Origin of the sequence: Neptuniibacter sp. 1_MG-2023 (assembly GCF_030547185.1) — a bacterium.
Classification (GTDB): domain Bacteria; phylum Pseudomonadota; class Gammaproteobacteria; order Pseudomonadales; family Balneatricaceae; genus Neptuniibacter.
Window position 1 is genome coordinate 13,847 of record NZ_JAUOQR010000012.1, and the last position, 21,104, is coordinate 34,950.

The following is a 21,104-nucleotide window of genomic DNA, read 5'->3' on the forward strand; positions in this document are numbered from 1 at the left end:
CCTACAGAAACAAATGCTCAATATAATCTAATACAAAACTAGAGATTCGCATATATTGATCGAGAAACCCTCCCAAGTTAACCCAATTGATAAACAATCCAAGCACCATAGTAAAAGGGAAACCAACCGCTAGGATATTAAGCTGGGGAGCGGCCCTAGACATAATACCGAACGCCATATTAACCACTAACAATGCAGTAACAGCTGGAAGCGCCATAAGCATTGCAGCAGAAAACATCCAACTACCCGCCATCGCCACTTTCCAGTAACTTTCACGATCTAACGCAGAAAGACTGACAGGCACTACATCAAAACTTCGCACAATAATCTCAATCATCACTAAATGACCATTGAGCGAGATAAATATCATCATAATCAATGTCAGGTAGAACTGCCCCAACATAACCACAGAAATACCGTTAGTAGGGTCCGTCATAGATGCGAAACCTAAACCCATCTGCATAGCGATAATCTGCCCACCTAGCACAAAAACCTGATAAAAAACCTGAAACAGAAATCCCAGCATTGCACCAACTAAAATCTGCTGACCAATAACAAGGTAGGTATTCACACTCAAGCTATCAAGAGGGGGCATATCAGGCAATAAAGGTGCAACAACAATAGAGACAGCCAGAGCAAGCATTAATCGAACACGAGCATTAATTAACTGACTACCCAGCAAAGGCACAGCCATAAAAAATGACGCTATACGGAAAAAAGGCATAAAGAAAGCCGAGATCCATTGTTCAACCTGTAGAACACTGAGCTCGAACAAAGGGCTAACCTATAAGATAAGGAATATTTTTGATCAATCCTGAAAAGTGCTCCATCAAGGTATTCAGGATCCAAGGCCCCGCCCACATAATGACAAGGATCGTCATCAATAAACGAGGAAGAAAGCTCAAGGTCTGCTCGTTAATCTGTGTGGCAGCCTGAAAGGTTGAAACAATTAAACCAATAATCAAACTCGGCACAATAATCACCGAGACTAAAAGAACAATTAGCCAAAAAGCCTCACCAAATATACTAAGTACAACCTCTGGAGTCATAGACGACGTCCCGATTCTACACTTTTAAATTCCAAAACTCGCCGCCAAAGTACCAATTACCAGCGCCCAACCATCTATAAGAACAAATAACATTATCTTGAAAGGAAGTGAAATAATGACAGGCGACAACATCATCATACCCATCGCCATTAAGACACTCGCCACTACAAGATCTATAACCAGAAAAGGAATAAACAACATAAACCCTATCTGAAAAGCCGTTTTCAATTCGCTCGTAACAAACGCAGGCACCAGAACAGTAAATGGAATCTCGTCCGCACTAGCAACCTCAGGAGTTGCTGAGATCTTCATAAAAAGACCCAGATCACTTTCTCGTGTTTGCAGCATCATAAAGTCACGAAAAGGAACACTCGCTTTCTGAAACGCTTCTAACATTGGCAGCTCTTCATTTGCATAAGGCTGCACAGCTTCCACATACACTTTATCCAAAACGGGCGTCATAATAAAAAGCGTGAGAAACATAGCCATACCTACCATAATCTGGTTCGATGGCGTTTGTTGCAACCCTAACGCTTGACGCAAGATGGAAAAAACAATGATGATTCGTGCAAATGAAGTCATCATGATGAGCATAGCTGGCAAGAACGTCAGCATAGTCATCAACGCAAGCACTTGCAGCGTTACGCTGTAGTTTGTTTCGCCGTTTTCACCCGTCGTCAATGTGAGTGCGGGTATACCAACGTCCGCAGCTTCCACTGTAAATGCAGTCGCCCCTAAAGCAACAAAGAGAAGAACTGAAAACAGCTTATTCATCTCTATCTCCGCTCTTCTCTTCAGAAGCTCGACGCTGTTTCACAACCTCAGCTAACCGATTAGAAAAGCTGTCTGCTTTCTTATCATTCGCTTCCTCAATCTCACCTGGCTCAAAAGCATGTAGACGGGACACTCGCCCAGGCGCAACACCTAGCAGTAGATGTTGCTGACCAACCTTAACTAGAACTGCTTTCTCACGCGCACTCAACGGCAAGACGCCGACGACACGCATATTTTTTGTCATAGAAGATATGCCAGAGAAACGTTTTAATACCCAAGACAATATAAATATGATTGCAACGACAACGCACAAGCCTACTACAAGCTGGATCAAAGCCTCCCCAGAGAAAGGCTCTTTAAACGCTGGAGGTATAGAACTCGGCATAGAAGTATTTGCTGAGGATGCTGTCGCCCCTGCAAAAACCGAGTTCGATAGCATCAGGAACGCTAAGAAAAGTATTGGACGCATATCCCGCTATTTCAGCCGCTTAATACGTTCTTGTGGACTAATAACATCCGTAAGCCTGATACCATAGCGATCATTCACTACAACAACCTCACCATGTGCAATTAAAGTCCCGTTGACCATCACATCTAATGGCTCACCAGCAACTCGGTCAAGCTCGATAACAGAGCCCTGATTTAGCTGCAATAAATTACTAATAGGTATATCTGTCTGACCTACTTCCATTGACAAAGTCACAGGAATATCAAGGATGACATCTAATTTTGGATCAGATACTGGTGTCCCTTCATCCTGTAATTCATCAAGCTCAACCGATGTTCCAACAGCACCCGTTGCAGCTAACAACTCATCAGGATCAACCGCGCCTCCACCCTCATCAGTGACCTGCTCTTCCATTGCTGCAGCCCATTCATCAGCTAGTGCTTGCTGATCTTCAGTTTCATCACTCATCTATTTTGCTCTCTAATAATCTTATCTGCCGTTTATTTAGGGCGTACTATCTGATCAACAATTTTTACAGCCAAGTTACCCCGAGCAACTCCCATAGTACAACGATATACGGGCACCTTGTTAGCCTTTAACTCAAACGTAGATGGCAACTCTATAGGTATTACATCACCCGCCTCTAACTCCAACACATCACGCAATGTCATATCCTGCTGCGCCACCACCATATCTAGTGGAAGCTGCGCCATCAAAATATCTCTCTGTAACGCGATTTGCCAGCGCTCATCTTTTTCATCTTCGTTATTCTGGAATCCAGATACGAGCAGATCCCTGATCGGCTCAAGCATGGAGTAAGGCATTGCCACATGAAACTCACCTGATCCTCCTTCAAGATCGACCTGAAAAGTACTGACAACCACCACCTCAGTGGGGTTGATAACATTAGCCATTGCTGGATTCATCTCATGGCCTAAATGCTCAAAACTTAGCTCTTTAACTGGACGCCATGCCTCCTCTAGATCCAAAAAGAACTGTTCCAATGCTTTATGAATAAGGCGGGTTTCTGTAGGTGTAAACTCTCGCCCCTCTATTTTTGCGTGACGCCCATCTCCACCAAAAAAGTTATCCACCAGCTTAAAAACCAGCTTAGCATCCATAATAAAGAGTGCGGTGCCACGAAGAGGGGAAACCCGTACAAGGTTCATACTGGTAGGAACATATAGCGTATGAATATAATCGCCATATTTCATAACCTGCACACCACCAACAGTAACATCAGCAGCACGGCGCAACAGGTTAAAAAGACTTAATCGGGTGTAACGCGCAAAACGCTCGTTAACCATTTCAAGTGTAGGCATTCTGCCACGAACAATACGTTCATGACTGGCTAGATCATAAGGACGAACTTCTCCGTCCTCAACCTCAATATCTTCAGAAGTTTCAACATCACCATCGTCCACCCCATGTAAAAGAGCGTCGATTTCATCTTGTGAAAGCAGGTCTTTGACTGACATCTAGCAAGGTTCCTCAACCAAATACAATCGCATTACTGCATAACCATATTAGTAAAGAGAATAGCTTCAACACCGGGCTTACCTATTTTGTCTTGCATAATCTCACACACTAATTCAGTGGCATCATTTTGCAAAGCTCGTTTACCTTCCAATGACTGTAAAACTCGAAAATCTTGCGCACTAAATAAGTTATTTAGTCTAGAAACAATCAATGGCATATGAAGGGTCAACGCATCAGCAACTTTTTGATCGCGAGTTTTCGCCTCTACATAAAGCTGCATATAATGCGAACGCTGATCGTCTGACTGGAGAGTAACGACAAACATCGGCTTACCCCCCATAGTTCTCACCTTAGTATAAATAGCTTCAGCCTTAACCGGCTCCGCTGACGCTGCCTCTTCAGTCGAATCATCTCCACCTAGAAAAAGAAATGCTGCAGTAGCTCCACCGCCACCAATAATGAGCGCAAGTACAACGATAATAATTAATTTTAACTTAGACGATTTTTTTGGATCGCCCTCTTCTGTACTCGGTCCCTGCTCTTCAGCCATGTATAGATCCTCAGCAACATCACGGCAAGTGCTTTACGATAGCCGCATGGTAAAAATAGAATTAAGCCTAATATAACACACTGATTTTAAGGCTGAAGATCAAGAACCACAAAAACTACTGTTTTTATAGTAAACATCGAACAAGAAGCCGAAGCGCCATTATAAGAAAAAGAAAATAAGTAGGTATATTAATCACCAAATACACCTATCAAATAAGAAACAACAAACTAACAACCTGATTTCAAAAATATTCTACGACAATTTACAGGTCACCTATCTATTTAACAATCATCAACAAAAGCGATCTAAGCATAGTAATCAACCAACGACATCGGTTTAGACTCCACTTGAGAAAGTGACTCTTCACCACCCGCTTCCCCTGTTTCCATATATGAGCTTCCTGAAGCACCTTTTTCACCCTGCTCAGCAAACTGTTCTCTACGTTGCTGATCCGCAGATTGATCGGCCACAGATGAATCCTGCAAAGATAAACCTTGCTCAGCAAACATCTCACGGAGCCTTGGCAAACTCTGTTCCACAGCATCACGAACATGCGCATGAGGCGAGGTAAAACTAAGACTGACTTGGTCTTGATTTATATGCACTTTGATACTCAAAGCGCCAAGTTCTGGAGGATCTAACTGAATATTAGCTACATTTAAATTCTGTGTCGAAACCATAATGGCGCGCTCACCCAATGCATTTTTCCATGCGGGTGTATTGATCTGAACTTGTTGCGGCATCATAAGGTTTTGAGCATCAGAAACCACCTTTTGAGCCTGTGTCGGCTGATTAACTCCTGACGCCTGTTGAGTTTGAGCCAATACAAGCGTTTCCATACGCTGATTAAAGCTACTATCAGACACTTTCTCGTTAGACGTAACTTTCTGCAACAGCTGTTTTGACAGCTCCAACGCAGACTCAAATTTTTCAGGAAGCTCTTTTCCAGATATAGGTTTTGCAGCCACCTCTGCTTTTGCCGCCAAATCAGCGGCCATCTCTTTTTGATAGTTAGCACTCAACAGATCAGCTCGCTCAGAAACACGACCTACAGCAGAGTTATCTCTTTTTAAACTAGGATCAAGTGTACTATCGACCCCATCGTCAACAGGCTGAGACAGCACAGTACCGGATGCTCTTTCATTATTCGATTTAAGAGCTAAATTCTGTGCAACTACAGAAGAAGCAGCCGCTTTATTCATTTCATCTGAAGCGCGTAATTGAGCAGCAGCGGCCATGTCGGAAGAAGAATCATCCGCCGCGACCTGCGCTTGAAACAATGCAGCACGCTCATCTCTATTGGCATTAATAAGCGCAAGCTGATCAGCAGAACGTTGATTCACAACCTCAGATAAATCTTTCAATCCATCGGCATTAACAACATTATCGACCAAGCCAGCAATTCGCCCATTTTGCCGAACAGCGTCATCAGAAATTTCTGCATCATCAGATAACGCAGCAGCGCCTGAAGAGAATTCATTAAATTTAGCTTTAAGCGCATCATACAGAGCGCCATTACTCATACTCTCTTCAAGATCAGATAAAAGTATAGGAGGACCAACAACACCAGCAACCGCTAAATCATCCCCTACCTCTACATCAGATGACTCAACCTCTGCCACCTCACCTTCGTTTGATAATGTCGTGCGCTGCTCTGCGAATTCTTTCAAAGCTTGAGCAAGCTCTGCTGTAATCTCTGGAGGAAGCTCAGCACCCTCTCCATACTGTTGCTCTAACATCTGTGCGATATAGAGCATTTTCTGCTCCATGGTAATGTCCGGAAGCAAGCCATCATCGCTGACTTGCGGCAAACTAGCACCCGATTGCGGCAAAAAAGCGCCGCTGGCAAGCCCAGCTCCTTGTTCAGGCAATTGACTCAGCACTGAGCCAAAACCACTAAACAAAGCACCACCAGGAGCTAGCGAAGAGCCACTTGATGACGATACTGATAGATTTAAAGTTAATAGCCCACTACCTGCAGGCATTGATATTTGCTCGCTCATTCTAGGCTCCTATGAATTTGCCTAGTACAACAAAAGCAAAAAAAGGGCCAAGATTACAGGAAGGAGTTTTTCATTACTTGAGCACGCTCATCTATCTGCTTTTGCAAAGCCTTTTCCTCTGCTTGCATTTCAGTTTCGAGCGCCTTATCCGTCAGTTTTTGCATACCCTTCATACGTGCGTATGAAGTTTTCCAATGCTGTTCAACTGCCTCAAGTTCTTTTAAGTTCTGAGCCATGGCATTGGTCTGAGTATCTTTGGCATCTTGTATCTTCTGCATAAAAGCTTGCTGTGCATGCAATTGCGCACCGGTACAGCCTTCCGCATTGACCCCTAGATAATTTTGATGGTATTCAGCTAAATATTGATCCAACTGCCCCATAGTTCTCTTATCTTGCTCAACTCGCTGACGACTAGCCGCAAGAAACTGATCCGCCTGTTTCTTTTTTCTCTCGGCAAGATCAAGAACCAACTGTAATCGCTTTGAACGTTTACTCATTTCTGCAAGCCATTATTTGCTGGGCGACGTATTTGCTGGTTTAACTCCGCTTGTGGAGGTGTAGAGATAACCATAAACATCTGCTGCATAGATTCTTTTAGCGCGAAGGATTCATTCATACCCTGACACAGATAAGCGCTAATTGAAGGTAAATTTTCTATCACAAAATCAGTATCAGGATCACTTCCCTTAACATAAGCCCCTACATTAATAAGGTCTTCATTTTGATGATACTTAGAGTATAGCTGCTTAAACCGCATTGCCATTTTTAGATGATCCGCTTCAACAATCTGCGGCATCGCACGACTAATTGAGGCCTCAATATCGATTGCAGGATAATGTCCTTGTTCAGCCAAACGACGCGATAGAACAATATGCCCATCCAAAATCGCACGTGCCGAATCAGCTACAGGATCTTGCTGATCATCCCCTTCAGTCAATACCGTATAAAACGCAGTAATAGAACCACTACCCTCTTCACCATTACCTGCTCGCTCAACCAGTTTAGGAATTTTAGCAAAAACAGAGGGCGGGTACCCTTTAGTTGCAGGTGGCTCACCAACGGCCAGCGCTATTTCACGTTGAGCTTGAGCATAACGGGTTAGAGAATCCATTAGCAAAAGTACATTTTTCCCTTGATCGCGAAAATACTCAGCTATACGTGTCGATAATTGTGAAGCCCGAAGCCTCATAAGAGGCGAATCATCTGCAGGTGAAGCAACCACAACCGAACGCTTTAAACCCTCCTCACCTAAACTATGCTCAATAAACTCTTTAACCTCCCGTCCTCGCTCACCGATCAGACCTACAACAATAATTTCCGCTTCAGTAAAGCGCGTCATCATCCCCAGCAATACCGATTTACCGACACCACTACCAGCAAATAGACCCATTCGCTGACCACGCCCGACCGTCAACAAACCATTAATTGTGCGGATACCTACATCAAGAGGCTGTTTTATTGGCTCTCGCATAAGAGGATTAATAATCTCTCCAGCTAAATCCGTTTCAGCTTCAGGCTGCAAAGGCCCTTTACCATCTATAGGCTTACCAACACCGTTTAAGATTCGACCAAGAAGGTTCATTCCGACAGGGACTTTTCCGGACTCAGAAGAGGCTATAACTCGTGTTCCAGACTGTAATCCATCGATTGGATATAAAGGCATTAAATAGATGCGGTCTCCAGAAAACCCCACCACCTCAGCCTCAACTTTATTTGTTTTGGATAACTCAATAAAACAGCATGCCCCCACAGCACACTTAATACCGACAGCCTCAATCGTCAAGCCGATCATACGCGTGATGCGACCCTCTACACGCGGGCAAGGAGGATCTATTCGGTATTGAGAATAACGGGATAGTTTTTCTAGGAGCTTACTCATGATCGCCAGCGGCTTCATGTTTTAGATTGTTATAGAATTGCTCTACAACTTCGGAAAAACGCGCTTCAACCTCATCTTGAATCAAAGTACTTTCAGTTTCAAGACGAAAGCCACCAGCTGCAATATCAGGAGAAACCTCAACCACAAGAGATGCCCCTGGTAGAAGTAGTGATTCCTCAATAAACTCAGAATCATCTGCACTTACTTTGAGAAGCACTGTCGTTATGGGTTCAGGCAACTGCTGTAAGCCTTCTCGAATAGAAGATAGAAGCAAATCCTTTCTTGTTAACAGCTCAGCACCTACTGTTTTTTCAGCTAATAAAACAACAAGTTTCACTAACTCTTCTTCGATAGCTGCGGTCGATTCGTCCAGTGGGGTTTGTAATTCAGACAACAGATCTTTAAGCATTGTTTGAAGCCTTGCGACCTCTGACTCACCCTGCTGAAAACCCTCTTTGTAACCAATTTCTCGTCCCGCAACTAAACCTGCAGCATGTCCTTCCTCTTGACCTTGACTACGCCCTTCCTCCAAACCCGCTGCAAGACCTTCAATACGTGCGGTTTCTCGAATAGCTTCAAGTTCAGCGACAGTAATCTTTTCTGCAGCAATAACTTCATCAACAACAGTAACTTCGGCAATCGTTTTATGCTGAAGCGCAGTAGCGGTCGTAGAAGACTTTCCCATTTGAGGTAAAGTCCAGCTTTGGGCATCACGCACATCTTCAGCCCTAATACGTTTATACGCCTTAGTTTCGTTAGACATATATCAATTACACCATCGCCTCACCACCACCGCCAAGGATAATTTCACCATCATCGGCAAGTCTGCGTGCAATGGTAAGCACCTCTTTCTGTGCACCTTCAACATCACTAACCCGCACAGGACCTTTCGCTTCAAGGTCATCCTTCAGCAATTCGGCAGCACGCTTAGACATATTTCTAAAGATTTTTTCTTGCAAGGCTACATCTGCGCCTTTTAGTGCAATCACTAACACATCCGTTGACACTTCACGCAAGATAGCTTGAATACCCATATCTTCAACATCAAGTAGATTATCGAAAACAAACATTAGATCAGAGATGCTAGACGCTAAATATTCATCCGATTCCTTAATGCTCTCCATCAACTCCACTTCCATATTAGAGTCAATAAAGTTCATGATATTCGCAGCTGATTTTACGCCGCCCAAGGTAGCAGTGCTCGCACCGCCTGCGCCAGCAAATTGACGCTCCAATATATCATTCAACTCCTGTAACGCTTGCGGCTGAATACGATCCAAAGCAGCAACACGCATAAGAATATCAAGGCGTTGTTTTTCATCGAAACACCCTAAAACACCCGCCGCCACATCAGGCTCAAGATAAGCAACAACCACCGCCTGAATCTGCGGATGTTCATAACGAATAATTTCTGCGATTTGTCGAGGCTCCATCCAGCGCAACGTATCAAGGCCAGACGTATTGGTGCTCATAAGAATACGATCGAGGAGAGTTTTAGCTTTTTCTTCACCTAACGCCTGATTAAGCATAGAGCGAATATAGATATCGTTATTAATGCCTATACCGGTTTGGTCGCTAACCAATCCCATAAAGTCACCTACAACCGATTCTACTTTTGTTTGAGGAACATTATTTAACTGTGCCATCGCCTCCCCAATCATTTGAACCTCTTTAGGGCCCATATGTTTGAGAATCTCTGCAGCGTCAGTTTCACCCAAGCTAATCAGCAGGATGGCGGCCTTATCAATTTCACGCCCCCCCTGATCTGCTCCGTCACTCATTATCACCTACCCATTGTTTAACTGCCTGCGCTACTCTCGCAGGATCTTCGGCCACCATACTACGAATAGCATTTAACTGATAATCAAAACTTTCATTGGGGGTAGGTAGTAATTCATCATCACTGCCAAAGGTCACAGAATCAGACGAAAAGTCAGCGCCATCTAACCCAGCCAACTCAGCACTCACATCACCAGCAGCACCTAGACCAGCCACATGACCAGCAGTACCGGCTGTCGCCAAGTTACGTAAAATCGGTCTTAAAATCCCAAAAACTAAGACCAGAACAAAAATAACAGCCATTGCTTGCTTAGCGATATCCCAGATCCAATCTTGCTTCCAGATCGGAATATCCTCTGTCACTATAGGTTCTTCAGCGACAAAGGGAGTATTCACAACATTAACACTATCACCACGCAAGGCAGAAAAACCTACAGCATCTTGGACAAGTATACGTAAGCGTTCTAATTCATTCTGATCCCAAGGCGCTCTGATCGCATCACCGCTTGTGGGATCCACGCTAGACAGATCATCTACCACAACCGCTACAGTTAGACGTCTAACACGCCCTTGTTGATGCTTGGTATAACTGATCGTTCTATCCAATTCATAGTTTCGAGTCGCCTGCTTACGAGCAGAACCTGGAGATCCACCTTCCGCCGCAGCGCTGTCACCTGACCCTACTTGTTCAGGAACACTACTTGGCCCCGGCGGCTGATTAGATAATGCACCAGGCACTCCAACAGGTGCGCTTCCGCTGACACGAGATTCATCCATCGTTTGCTCACTACGCAACGCTGGCAGATCCGGATTATAAAGTTCATCCGTTTGCTCAACGGCCGTGAAATCCACATCAGCAGACACTTCGGCACGGAAGCGCCCAGCCCCCACAACAGGCTGTAGAATACTATTAACCCTATTGAGCAACGTTCCTTCTAAGCTTCGTGTATATTCAAGTTGCTTCGCTGCTAAAACGACATTAACGTCTTTGTCGCGCATATTCAGCAAACGGCCCTGCTGATCAACCACTGTTACATCTTTAACATTAAGAGCAGGAATACTTGAAGCAACTAAATTAGCAATTGATGCAACTTGATCCCGTTCGAGAGCTCGACCAGAAAAAAGTTCTAAGAAAACTGAGGCTGTAGGCTTACGAGTGTCACGAATAAACACCGTATCTTTAGGTATAGCTAAATGCACCCGAGCATTTCGAACGGCCGTCATACTAGCGATTGTGCGCGCCAGTTCACCCTCCAAACCTCGTCTATACCTTGTCGTTTCCATAAACTGACTGGTACCGAGGCTTTGCTCTTTATCCATTATTTCGAAGCCAACAGTTTTATCCGCAGTAAAACCTTCAGCCGCTAGCTTTAAACGTGCTTGATGAACATATTCATCAGGCACCAGTATAGCCCGACCATCCGCATCAAAATTATAGGGCACATTGTATAAACGAAGTTGTTCGATAATCTGATTCGCATCAGAAAAAGAGAGATTACTAAAGAGAACTCGCTGTTCAGGCTTTTGAGACCACAGAACAACAGCAAAGCCTATAGCGACACTGGCAGCCAACCCAACCATCAAACCGAGTTGACGTACAATGCCTAGCTTATTAAAGCCTTGCATTGGGTTTCCACTTAACGTTTCAGAACCACCAGCCACAGCCACTCACCTTGAATTTCTATTTTTTATTAGATCGGCATATTCATAATATCTTCATAAGCTGAAACCAAGCGATTACGTACTTGGGTCATAGCTTGAAAAGATATAGACGCCTTCTCGGCCGCAATCATTACTTGCGGTAAATCGATACTCGAATCACCTTGCTCGTATGCAACCGCCAACTTTTTGGCATTCACCTGAGTATCATGAACACCATCAACGGCATTTTTTAAGATATCCCCAAACGACGTTCGTCCTACAACACCATTTTCCTTCAAACCTTCTGGCGCAATATGCGCCACATCAGAAGAAGTGGCTTGGACCTGCGCTTTAATAGTCCGCATTTGCATAAGAACGCTATTTATATCTGCTCTTTCTACCATACCAACACCAAGCGGCAATTTATTGACATTATAATCACACTTAGCACTTCATCAATAGAGGATAACAAAATAATGTCATTATTTTGTCTATTAAAACTATAAATGAGTACATACGGTAGAAATAAAGCAAAAAACGGGCCATAAGGCCCGCTAATCTTTTGACGTATTATCGATTAATAATGCGCTTCTGGCGGATCGCCGTATTTTAGACGCACATACATCAAAGCTACGGTCAAAGCATCACCTATAGCAGTATGCCGCTCCAACATGGGGATATCTAACTTTTTCGATATAGTATCAAACCGTAAATCGACATTACCACCGACAGACTTCCACTTGATGATATCGTGGTAGACGTGCGAAAGCTCCACCGCTTTATTCGGCAAACCAAAGCCATATAGCGGCCTGATAAATTTATCTAACATCCGAATATCATAATTCACGTAATAGCCTAAAATCGGACGATTACCGACAAATTCAAGCACCTGCTGCAAGGCATCTTCAATCTCTATACCTTCCGCTAAATCGCTCTCACGAATTTTATGAATTTTAATAGAATCGCCACTCAAAGACTTGGGTGGCTTTAATTTAATATCTAACCGCTCACTCGCGAGTACTTTTCGACCTCTAATCTTAACCGCACCTATAGATACAATTTCGCCTTGTTTCACATCTAAATTAGTGGTTTCACAATCAAGCGAAACAATCTCGTCGCCACTATAGGATTCAAAAAGATGGGCGAACGGACCCGCTTTGTGATCATATTTCTCTTTTATTCTTCTAACCGCTCTGGGTATTATCATCAACTAACCCCCGAGGTGATATCTAAGCTCAAGATGCTTCTTAAACCCTTTTACAATATGCAAAGCATCTCGCAACAGATCACGCTCCATTTTATCTAACGACTGCAATTCAATTAAGTTAGGTGTTTGATCATGCCCACTTTCACTGCACTCTATGCGTTTAATTTGCTGCCTTAACCTTAAACTAATAAACAGACTTAGCGCTTCTGCTAGTTCACTACCATGTTTTTTCTGTAACTGATCCTGCTCGACCAACGCCTCAATTCGTTCAAATGTATTTGTCGCCTTAATACGATACTCAAGCGCAATCGTTCGAATACCATGAACAACAGGAAATATCCCACCCTTCTTAATATCTAAGTGCCCTTTATCTTTTAAGTTACCAAAGAAGGTTAACGGCGTATCAAACTCTAAGGATGCTTTTGCAAAATGAGAGAAAAACACATCATTATTACGTAAATGACGCATAAACCAGTTACGACTCGCTTTAAATATAGCAGGGTTACCCGCTACAGGTTTAGCATCTATAGCGATAGCCAAGTTCATCTGCGACTCACAGTCGCACTTTTCAGCCCACTCCCTCAACATCTGAGTCCACTCACCCAATGAACGAACCCAAGCGGGATTTGATACCATAATATTACCTGGGCACGGAGGAAAACCAAATCCGATCAAAGTCTCACTAAATCGATTTAAGGTCGCCTGCATCTCCGGCCAAACCAAACCATCTCGATAAATAACAGCATTATCTTGATCTGTTTTCATGATTTGCTCACCACGCCCTTCCGAGCCCATCACTAAAAGGCAAACATGGGGCTGCATATCAGAAGGAATGATAATATTGAATAATTTAGCAATAATCCGGCCATTCATTGCAGCCAAGAGATCCATGGCAAATCGAGTCTTAACACCATGGGAGACTAAAGCCTTAATTAAATCATCTAAGCCCTGAGCAGCCTCTCTTAGATCTTCAACCGTTTGCGCTCTCTCAATCCGCAAACCAATCACATGAGAATGACTCGAAAAATAGCTCAACACATCCGTGAGCTCTACTATCCCACTCATCTCAGCTCCCTGCATAACCACAACACGTTCAATGCGCTGTTGAGTCATGATAATCAACGCATTGAACAGATAGTCATCTGGCTCAACTGTGATTAAGCGGTAACTTGCTATCTCCGCTAGATCCGTATCCATCGACATCTCATTAACGATAACCGCATCAAGCAAGTCAGTTCCGGTAACCATGCCATATCGACTTCCTCGTCTAACCAATAAGCAATCCGATTTATGCTCTCGCATAATCAAGGTTGCTTCACGTATAGAAGTCCCTTCCACTATAACCAATGGCTCCCTAATCAACCCATCGGATACTTTAGCCAACATAAATTCGGCCATATCTTGATCTTTGCCATGCTGCTGAACAATTTCAGTTTTAGCGGACAGGTTTTGCTGAAAATAGTCTGCAAACAGGCTATTCGTAGACATTAAATCTAATAAGGTTTTAGTCGGCAAAACATGACATATTGTTTCTTCTTCAGCGATAAAGTTATGAATAGCCTTACCTCGGATTGCAGACCAACCCCCGAAATAATCTTCATTCGTGTAATAAACAAAGATCTGCTCACGGCTTGTCTCCCCCTCCTCTATAACTTCGCTTTCACCCACCCTTCCTTTCAAAATAATAAACACACCTTCAGGCTCCTCCCCGGCAGCCATAATTACCTCGCCCTTTTGGTAGTAACCTATATCAAGGCTCGAACGCAGTATGTGTTCCTCTTTTTCATCCAACAAACTAAACGGAAGGTTTGTCATTTTGAAAGAATCAGGCATCTCTATAATCCTTATGCAATGTTCACAAAAAAGGGCGCTCCAACTTTACGCTGGGCGCCCCTTCCGTAAGGTGATTACTCGATCTTAATGATCATGAGCCTCAGTAGCGCCACGTGGAATACGTAGATCAGCTACAATCTCCTGGATTTCTTTTGGTGGTGCCGCAGTCATACTAGATACTACGAAGCCAACAATGATATGCAGAACCGCACCAACAGTACCGAAGCCACCTGGAGAGATACCTAAGAAGTACTGATCAGGCGTACCACTACCGAATGCGAAGTAGTACATGTAACACATTGTAGATACAAGACCTACAAGCATACCGGCAATCGCACCTTGTGAGTTATGACGAGTCCAGAAAATACCCATGATAATTGCAGGGAATACAGACGCACACGCCAAACCAAACGCTAAGGCAACAACCTGAGCCACAAAGCCTGGAGGGTTAATACCGAAGTAACCGGCAATACAAATCGCAACAATCGCAGCTAGACGAGCATAAAGAAGCTCCTGCTTATCGCTGATATTCGGATTGATAGTTTTCTTCATCAAGTCATGGGAGATCGCTGTTGAAATTACCAACAACAAGCCCGCTGCAGTAGATAGTGCCGCTGCAACCGCACCCGCTGCTACTAACGCAATTACCCAGTTAGGAAGCTGCGCAATATCAGGGTTAGCCAACACCATAATGTCTCGGTCGACATATACTTCGTTAGCAAACGGCTGTTTATTTGCATCAAACTCAGCATCATCTTTAGCGTTAGTTGCTAGACGCTGACCATATTCGCCACGATCTTCAAGGAACGCAGGCTTACCTTTAGCGCCATTAAATGCATCACCAGCAGCATACTGAACTTTGCCATCGCCGTTACGGTCATTCCAACCGATAAGACCTGTATTTTCCCACTGCTGGAACCATTTAGCTTCGGTTTTTAGAGCTTCATAAGAAGCACCAGAACCATCAGCGCCATTCAGTGTTTGGATAAGGTTTACACGACCAAAACCAGCCACACCAGGAATCGCAGTATAAAGAAGCGCAATGAAGATCAATGCATAACCTGCAGAGATACGTGCATCTTTAACACGAGGTACAGTGAAGAAACGTACGATTACATGAGGAAGACCTGCAGTACCGCACATTAGAGCAACTGTTAAGCAGAAGATATCAATCGTAGATTTCTTACCGCTAGTATACTGACTAAAGCCTAAATCAACTGAAAGCTGATCCAACGTCGCTAGTACAGACATACCACTATCTAATGTAGCACCTAAACCGATCTGTGGAAGGATATGACCCGTAACCTGAGCAGATAGGAACAATGCAGGTACAGTAAACGCAAGAATAAGTACGCAGTACTGTGCAACCTGAGTATAAGTAATACCTTTCATACCACCGAGTACAGCGTAGAAGAATACAATCGCCATACCGATAATAACACCTGTGTTGATATCAACGTGTAGGTAACGAGAGAACACGATACCAACACCACGCATCTGACCAGCAACATAGGTGAAAGAGATTACAATTGTACAAGCCACTGCAATTACACGCGCAGTTTGCGAGTAATAACGGTCACCGATAAAGTCAGGTACTGTGAACTTACCAAACTTACGTAGGTAAGGTGCTAACAGCAGTGCTAACAATACATAACCACCAGTCCAACCCATTAAATAAGCTGAACCATCACGACCGATAAAGGAAACCAAACCGGCTAGAGAGATAAACGAAGCTGCAGACATCCAGTCAGCCGCTGTCGCCATACCGTTTGCAATTGGTGGTACACCACCGCCTGCCACGTAGAATTCTTTGGTTGATCCTGCGCGCGCCCATATCGCAATACCGATATATAGCGCAAAGGAGCCACCTACAAAGAGAAAAGTTAAAACGTCGAGACTCATAGCAATGCCGTCCTAATTGAAATTATTATTGTTATTCGTGAACGTCATACTTCTCGTCAAGCTTGTTCATACTGAACACATAAGTCCAGATCAAGATGACGAATACGAAGATTGACCCCTGCTGGCCGAACCAAAAACCTAATGGGAAGCCGAAAAACGGAATCTCGTTAAGCTGTTCAACGAACAGGATTGCGCAGCCGTAGGAAACTACAAACCAGATCGCAAGGTGAGTCATAATGATGCGCAAATTTTCGCGCCAGTAGGCTTGCGCCTGCTCATTACTAATTGACATAACACCATCCTTATTTTTGTTATTGAAAAATTGGTGAAAATTTAAGACAGGTAGAGACTATCAGACACCGTCGCCAAACAAAGCTAAACTTTAGTCGACTCGTTATATCCTTATGCCTACCAATCTCCCTCTGATTAGCCGTTTTCCGTAGAGTCTAGGGCATAACCAAAAAACCTATTAACAACAAACACCTATACAAAAGTATTAGTCATTTAGATACATATCTATTCGTTATTCTGCAAAAATCAGGTAAATATTGGGTTCCTGCTAAAAACTAGTAAACTAACTACCTGATAATCTCACCGAGGAATTGTGTTTATGCTTTCAGGTTGGTCGATAATTCTTATATCGCTTGCCTACCTAGGCTTGCTTTTTGCCATCGCTTACTACGGTGACAAAAATGCTCAAAAAAATCCTCGGGCAGCCAGTAGACCAATCATCTACTCACTCTCCCTTGCTGTCTACTGTTCCTCTTGGACCTTTTATGGAGCAGTAGGCAGAGCAAGCACTAACGGATGGGAGTTTTTAGCCACTTATCTGGGACCAATTATCGTATTTATTTTTGGCTGGCAATTAATTGAGAAGATGGTGCTGATCAGCAAACAACAAAATATTACAACCATCTCGGATTTCATCTCATCTCGCTACGGAAAAAGCCAAGCCTTAGCTGTACTAGTAACCATTATTGCCGTTACCGGCACTATGCCCTATATCGCCATGCAGCTTAAAGCTGTAGCGATTAGCTACAACGCCTTAACACCTGGAACAGAAGAGGTAATAAGCAAAGGGAGTGATACCGCACTCTTTGTGGCCATAGTCATGGCAATTTTCGCTATACTTTTTGGTACGCGGCAGATTGATGCGACCGAACACCATGAAGGCTTAGTACTCGCCGTAGCTTTCGAATCCATTGTAAAACTCGCAGCATTTATAGCCGTGGGTATTTTCGTAACCTTTGAAGTTTTTGATGGTTTTGGCAACCTTGCTTACAATATCGCCTTACAGTTAAACAACAATAACAATTACACAACATCACTCCTTGAAGGCAGTTTTTTAACAGAGACACTTCTCGCCTGCGCGGCCGTTATCTGCTTGCCCCGTCAATTTCATGTCACCATAGTAGAAAATACAAATGCTGGACATTTAAAACTGGCTCGCTGGTTATTTCCTGTCTATTTGATTTTACTATCGGCTTTCGTTTTACCCATCTCTACAGCAGGTGTGCTCTATTTTGAAGGTACAAACGTTGATGCAGATACTTTTGTACTTATGCTCCCCTTAGCTGCGGATTACAAACAACTTGCGACCTTCGCGTTTATTGGGGGATTATCCGCGGCCACCAGTATGGTTATCGTAGCGAGTATTACCTTAGCCACAATGGTATGTAACGACATTATCATGCCGCTTTTATTTCGAATTTCATGGCTCAGACTCTCGGATAACAAGGATATCGGCTCCCTTTTACTTCGTGTCCGACGTATCACCATTTTATGCCTAATGATCTTGGCCTATTTTTACTATCGAATTTTAGGCGACCAATCCCCTCTAGCGTCTTTCGGCTTACTTGCATTTGTAGCAGCAGCACAATTCCTACCAGCGATTATTGGCGGAATTTACTGGAAATCAGGGTCTCGTAATGGGGTTATTGCCGGTCTAATTGGCGGATTTATACTATGGCTTTACACCCTTGTACTTCCCTCTTTTAGTGAAGCTGGACTACTGGGGCCTGAATACCTAAATAACGGGATATTTAATATTACTTGGCTTTCCCCAACCCATCTATTTAACCTCGATAGCCTAGATGTTTTATCCCATGGAGTATTCTGGTCTCTATTCGTTAATACGAGTCTTTATATTCTGATCTCTCGCTACGCAACTCCACGACTTGTGGACCGTATACAAGCAAGCGCATTTGTTGACGTATACAACAAGGATCTAACCGAAAGCTCAAGACAGTACGGGCAAGTCACTGTTGGTGATTTACAAATGCTGACAGAGCGTTTTCTAGGGATCAGCCGCACCCAACATGCGTTTACGGGCTTTGCTCTACAACGGGATGAAGACCCACCTTTATCTGATGATAAAGCCACGCCTGAATTAATCCAATTTACCGAACGATTACTGGCGGGCGTGATTGGTGCTTCATCTTCACGCATAGTCTTAGCGTCCACCTTGCGTGGAAAAGACATGCACATTGGCGATGTTGTAACTATCGTTGATGAAGCCTCTCAAGCACTCCGGTTCAACCGCTCACTTCTGCAATCGACTATTGAGAATATCAGCTTAGGTATTAGCGTAGTCGATCAGCAAATGAGGCTTGTAGCATGGAATCGAGTTTATGTAGAGATGTTCGATTATCCGGAAGGCCTTATCTGCGTTGGGCGCCCAATTGAAGAAGTATTTCGTTTTAATGCAACCAAAGGAGAATACGGCCCCGGTAATAACGAGGAACAGGTCAAAAAGCGTTTATCCTTACTTAAATCAAGCCAACGCCACAGTTACGAGCGTTTTCGCCCCAATGGCACAGTCTTAGAAGTCCGCGGCAACCCAATGCCTAACGGCGGCTACGTTAACACCTACATGGACATCACCACTTACAAACATGTAGAAGAAGCGTTAAGGGAAAGCGAACAAAATATTCGCATCTACACGGACAATGTACCTGTACTTATTGCATACCTTGATCCAGAACGACGCTATCTTTTTGTCAATAAGGCTTATGCAGAGACCTTCCACTTAGATCGAAACTCAATCTCAGGAAAACCCTGCTATAAAATCATGTCTGAAGCAGAATATGAGCTTAGAAGCCCTTACATTACCGAAGCACTAAAAGGTAAACAGCAGCGTTTTGAAACGACCTTACCGACTTCCGACGGAAGCAAGCGATACGCAGAAGTAAAATACATTCCACATATAGGTGATTACGGCGATGTACTAGGTTACTTCTCTTTATATCAAGATATTACAGAGCGACGTAAAGCAGAAATAGCCCTTAAAGAGACTAACGAAACCCTAGAACAGAGAGTGAGAGAGCGAACGCACGCCCTTTCTGTAGTCAACAAAGAACTACGTAAAGAAAATACAATCCGCTCACTAATGGAAGATGAGCTACGTCAGGCCAAATCGGACGCGGATGATGCCAATATAGGCAAGACACGTTTCTTAGCTTCAGCCAGTCATGACCTATTACAGCCTTTAAATGCGGCACGTCTATTTACTTCCGCACTGGCCCAACAGAGCCATAGCGAGGAAACAAGTCAGCTGGTAGATAATCTAAATGGTTCTTTAACTGCGGCAGAAGAGCTAATTACCGCTTTACTCGATATATCTAAATTAGATGCCGGTGCATTAATTCCTTCAATTAGTGACTTCTGCCTAAGCGATATGTTTAACGCGCTGAATACAGAATTTACAGCCGTTGCAAAGAAAAAAGGGCTAAGGTTTCGTTTCGTCCCATGTAACAAGATTGTTCGTTCCGACCAACAACTTTTACGCCGTGTAATTCAAAACTTCCTATCCAACGCTATCCGTTACACACAAGAGGGAAAAATTCTGCTGGGTTGTCGCAGAGACAATAACATGCTGAGAGTTGAAGTATGGGATACCGGTGTCGGCATAGCTGAAGACAAACTCAACGAGGTATTTGAAGAGTTCAAGCGAATAGACAACCCAAGACACTCCCAAGTACAAGGTCTAGGACTAGGACTAGCCATCACCGAGCGTATTGCCAACATGCTAGGACACAGCCTGAATGTTCGCTCATGGCCAACCAAAGGCACCGTATTTAGTATTGAAATACCTTTAGGTGATCCAGCAAAAGCTATCAAACCTAAACCTGAAAAACGCGGCTGGATTCACAGTAAAGGGCTCAAAGGAATTAAGGCATTAGTGATCGATAATGAACCTAAAATTCTTGAAGGGATGTCAGCTTTACTTAATGGTTGGGAATGCGAGGTTAATACAGCACTATCAACAGCGGATGCGATAAAACAGATTAACGCGGGCTTCCAACCCGAAATAATTCTGGCAGATTATCATCTTTCAGAAACACTAACCGGTATTATGGCGCTGGAAGATATTCAACCACTGCTCAACAAAAAAGTACCGGCCATTATCATTACCGCAGACCGCACCGAAGCAGTAAAAGAGGAGATAGCCGCTAATGGCGCTCAACTACTCACAAAACCGATTAAGCCTGCTGCACTAAGGGCCATCATTAACAAAACCATCGCAACCGCACGGGCCAGCTAAAGCACATCCCCCTGTGC

19 protein-coding genes are annotated in these 21,104 nt (G+C 43.7%); 1 reads left to right on the plus strand and 18 read right to left on the minus strand.

The features are described from left to right. Position 1 precedes the first annotated feature (1 nt). The 18 genes from fliR to Q4492_RS12980 all read right to left on the minus strand — a co-directional run bounded on the left by fliR (position 2) and on the right by Q4492_RS12980 (position 16,836). A complete protein-coding gene (gene fliR / locus Q4492_RS12895; RefSeq protein ID WP_303418606.1) occupies positions 2 to 775 on the minus strand; it encodes a flagellar biosynthetic protein FliR in 774 nt (257 codons plus the stop codon). 4 nt (positions 776 to 779) lie between these two features. Beyond that, positions 780 to 1,049: a flagellar biosynthesis protein FliQ gene (gene fliQ / locus Q4492_RS12900; protein WP_303418608.1), complete on the minus strand. Its 270-nt coding sequence runs from the start codon at positions 1,047 to 1,049 to the stop codon at positions 780 to 782. 24 nt (positions 1,050 to 1,073) lie between these two features. Continuing rightward, on the minus strand, positions 1,074 to 1,823 hold the full coding sequence (gene fliP, locus Q4492_RS12905; protein WP_303418611.1) for a flagellar type III secretion system pore protein FliP: 750 nt from the start codon (positions 1,821 to 1,823) through the stop codon (positions 1,074 to 1,076). Beyond that, positions 1,816 to 2,208: a flagellar biosynthetic protein FliO gene (gene fliO / locus Q4492_RS12910; RefSeq protein WP_303418615.1), complete on the minus strand. Its 393-nt coding sequence runs from the start codon at positions 2,206 to 2,208 to the stop codon at positions 1,816 to 1,818. Before fliO ends, fliP begins: the two co-directional genes overlap by 8 nt. 90 nt (positions 2,209 to 2,298) lie before the next feature. Continuing rightward, positions 2,299 to 2,739 (minus strand): flagellar motor switch protein FliN, encoded by a 441-nt coding sequence (fliN, locus tag Q4492_RS12915; RefSeq protein WP_303418617.1) that lies wholly within the window; start codon positions 2,737 to 2,739, stop codon positions 2,299 to 2,301. 32 nt (positions 2,740 to 2,771) lie between these two features. Beyond that, positions 2,772 to 3,749: a flagellar motor switch protein FliM gene (gene fliM / locus Q4492_RS12920; RefSeq protein ID WP_303418620.1), complete on the minus strand. Its 978-nt coding sequence runs from the start codon at positions 3,747 to 3,749 to the stop codon at positions 2,772 to 2,774. 32 nt (positions 3,750 to 3,781) lie between these two features. Then, positions 3,782 to 4,300, minus strand: a complete 519-nt coding sequence (locus Q4492_RS12925; protein ID WP_303418623.1) for a flagellar basal body-associated FliL family protein — start codon at positions 4,298 to 4,300, stop codon at positions 3,782 to 3,784. Positions 4,301 to 4,605: 305 nt separating this feature from the next. Continuing rightward, on the minus strand, positions 4,606 to 6,303 hold the full coding sequence (locus Q4492_RS12930) for a flagellar hook-length control protein FliK (RefSeq protein ID WP_303418625.1): 1,698 nt from the start codon (positions 6,301 to 6,303) through the stop codon (positions 4,606 to 4,608). Positions 6,304 to 6,356: 53 nt separating this feature from the next. Next, the gene (gene fliJ / locus Q4492_RS12935; protein ID WP_303418627.1) at positions 6,357 to 6,800 is read right to left on the minus strand and encodes a flagellar export protein FliJ; all 444 of its coding nucleotides are present in this window, start codon (positions 6,798 to 6,800) and stop codon (positions 6,357 to 6,359) included. Further along, positions 6,797 to 8,182, minus strand: a complete 1,386-nt coding sequence (gene fliI / locus Q4492_RS12940) for a flagellar protein export ATPase FliI (RefSeq protein ID WP_303418629.1) — start codon at positions 8,180 to 8,182, stop codon at positions 6,797 to 6,799. The genes fliJ and fliI overlap by 4 nt, the downstream gene beginning before the upstream one ends. After that, a complete protein-coding gene (locus Q4492_RS12945; RefSeq protein ID WP_303418630.1) occupies positions 8,175 to 8,945 on the minus strand; it encodes a FliH/SctL family protein in 771 nt (256 codons plus the stop codon). The genes fliI and Q4492_RS12945 overlap by 8 nt, the downstream gene beginning before the upstream one ends. A 7-nt stretch (positions 8,946 to 8,952) precedes the next feature. After that, positions 8,953 to 9,963 carry a flagellar motor switch protein FliG gene (gene fliG / locus Q4492_RS12950; RefSeq protein ID WP_303418633.1) on the minus strand — a complete coding sequence of 337 codons (1,011 nt, stop codon included), beginning with the start codon at positions 9,961 to 9,963 and terminating at the stop codon, positions 8,953 to 8,955. Next, positions 9,956 to 11,587, minus strand: coding sequence for a flagellar basal-body MS-ring/collar protein FliF (gene fliF / locus Q4492_RS12955; RefSeq protein WP_303418790.1), 1,632 nt, complete (start codon positions 11,585 to 11,587; stop codon positions 9,956 to 9,958). Before fliF ends, fliG begins: the two co-directional genes overlap by 8 nt. Positions 11,588 to 11,652: 65 nt before the next feature. Then, positions 11,653 to 12,006, minus strand: coding sequence for a flagellar hook-basal body complex protein FliE (fliE, locus tag Q4492_RS12960; RefSeq protein WP_303418636.1), 354 nt, complete (start codon positions 12,004 to 12,006; stop codon positions 11,653 to 11,655). 173 nt (positions 12,007 to 12,179) lie between these two features. Further along, positions 12,180 to 12,809 (minus strand): 3'-5' exonuclease, encoded by a 630-nt coding sequence (locus Q4492_RS12965; protein ID WP_303418638.1) that lies wholly within the window; start codon positions 12,807 to 12,809, stop codon positions 12,180 to 12,182. Positions 12,810 to 12,812: 3 nt separating this feature from the next. Continuing rightward, a complete protein-coding gene (locus Q4492_RS12970) occupies positions 12,813 to 14,642 on the minus strand; it encodes a putative nucleotidyltransferase substrate binding domain-containing protein (protein ID WP_303418641.1) in 1,830 nt (609 codons plus the stop codon). An 84-nt stretch (positions 14,643 to 14,726) separates the two neighbouring features. Then, the gene (locus tag Q4492_RS12975) at positions 14,727 to 16,544 is read right to left on the minus strand and encodes a sodium:solute symporter family protein (protein WP_303418644.1); all 1,818 of its coding nucleotides are present in this window, start codon (positions 16,542 to 16,544) and stop codon (positions 14,727 to 14,729) included. Positions 16,545 to 16,575: 31 nt separating this feature from the next. Continuing rightward, on the minus strand, positions 16,576 to 16,836 hold the full coding sequence (locus tag Q4492_RS12980; RefSeq protein ID WP_067866506.1) for a DUF4212 domain-containing protein: 261 nt from the start codon (positions 16,834 to 16,836) through the stop codon (positions 16,576 to 16,578). 318 nt (positions 16,837 to 17,154) lie between these two features. On the opposite strand from Q4492_RS12980, the gene Q4492_RS12985 reads away from it, so the two are divergent. Then, on the plus strand, positions 17,155 to 21,087 hold the full coding sequence (locus Q4492_RS12985; RefSeq protein WP_303418648.1) for a NahK/ErcS family hybrid sensor histidine kinase/response regulator: 3,933 nt from the start codon (positions 17,155 to 17,157) through the stop codon (positions 21,085 to 21,087). Positions 21,088 to 21,104: the final 17 nt, after the last annotated feature.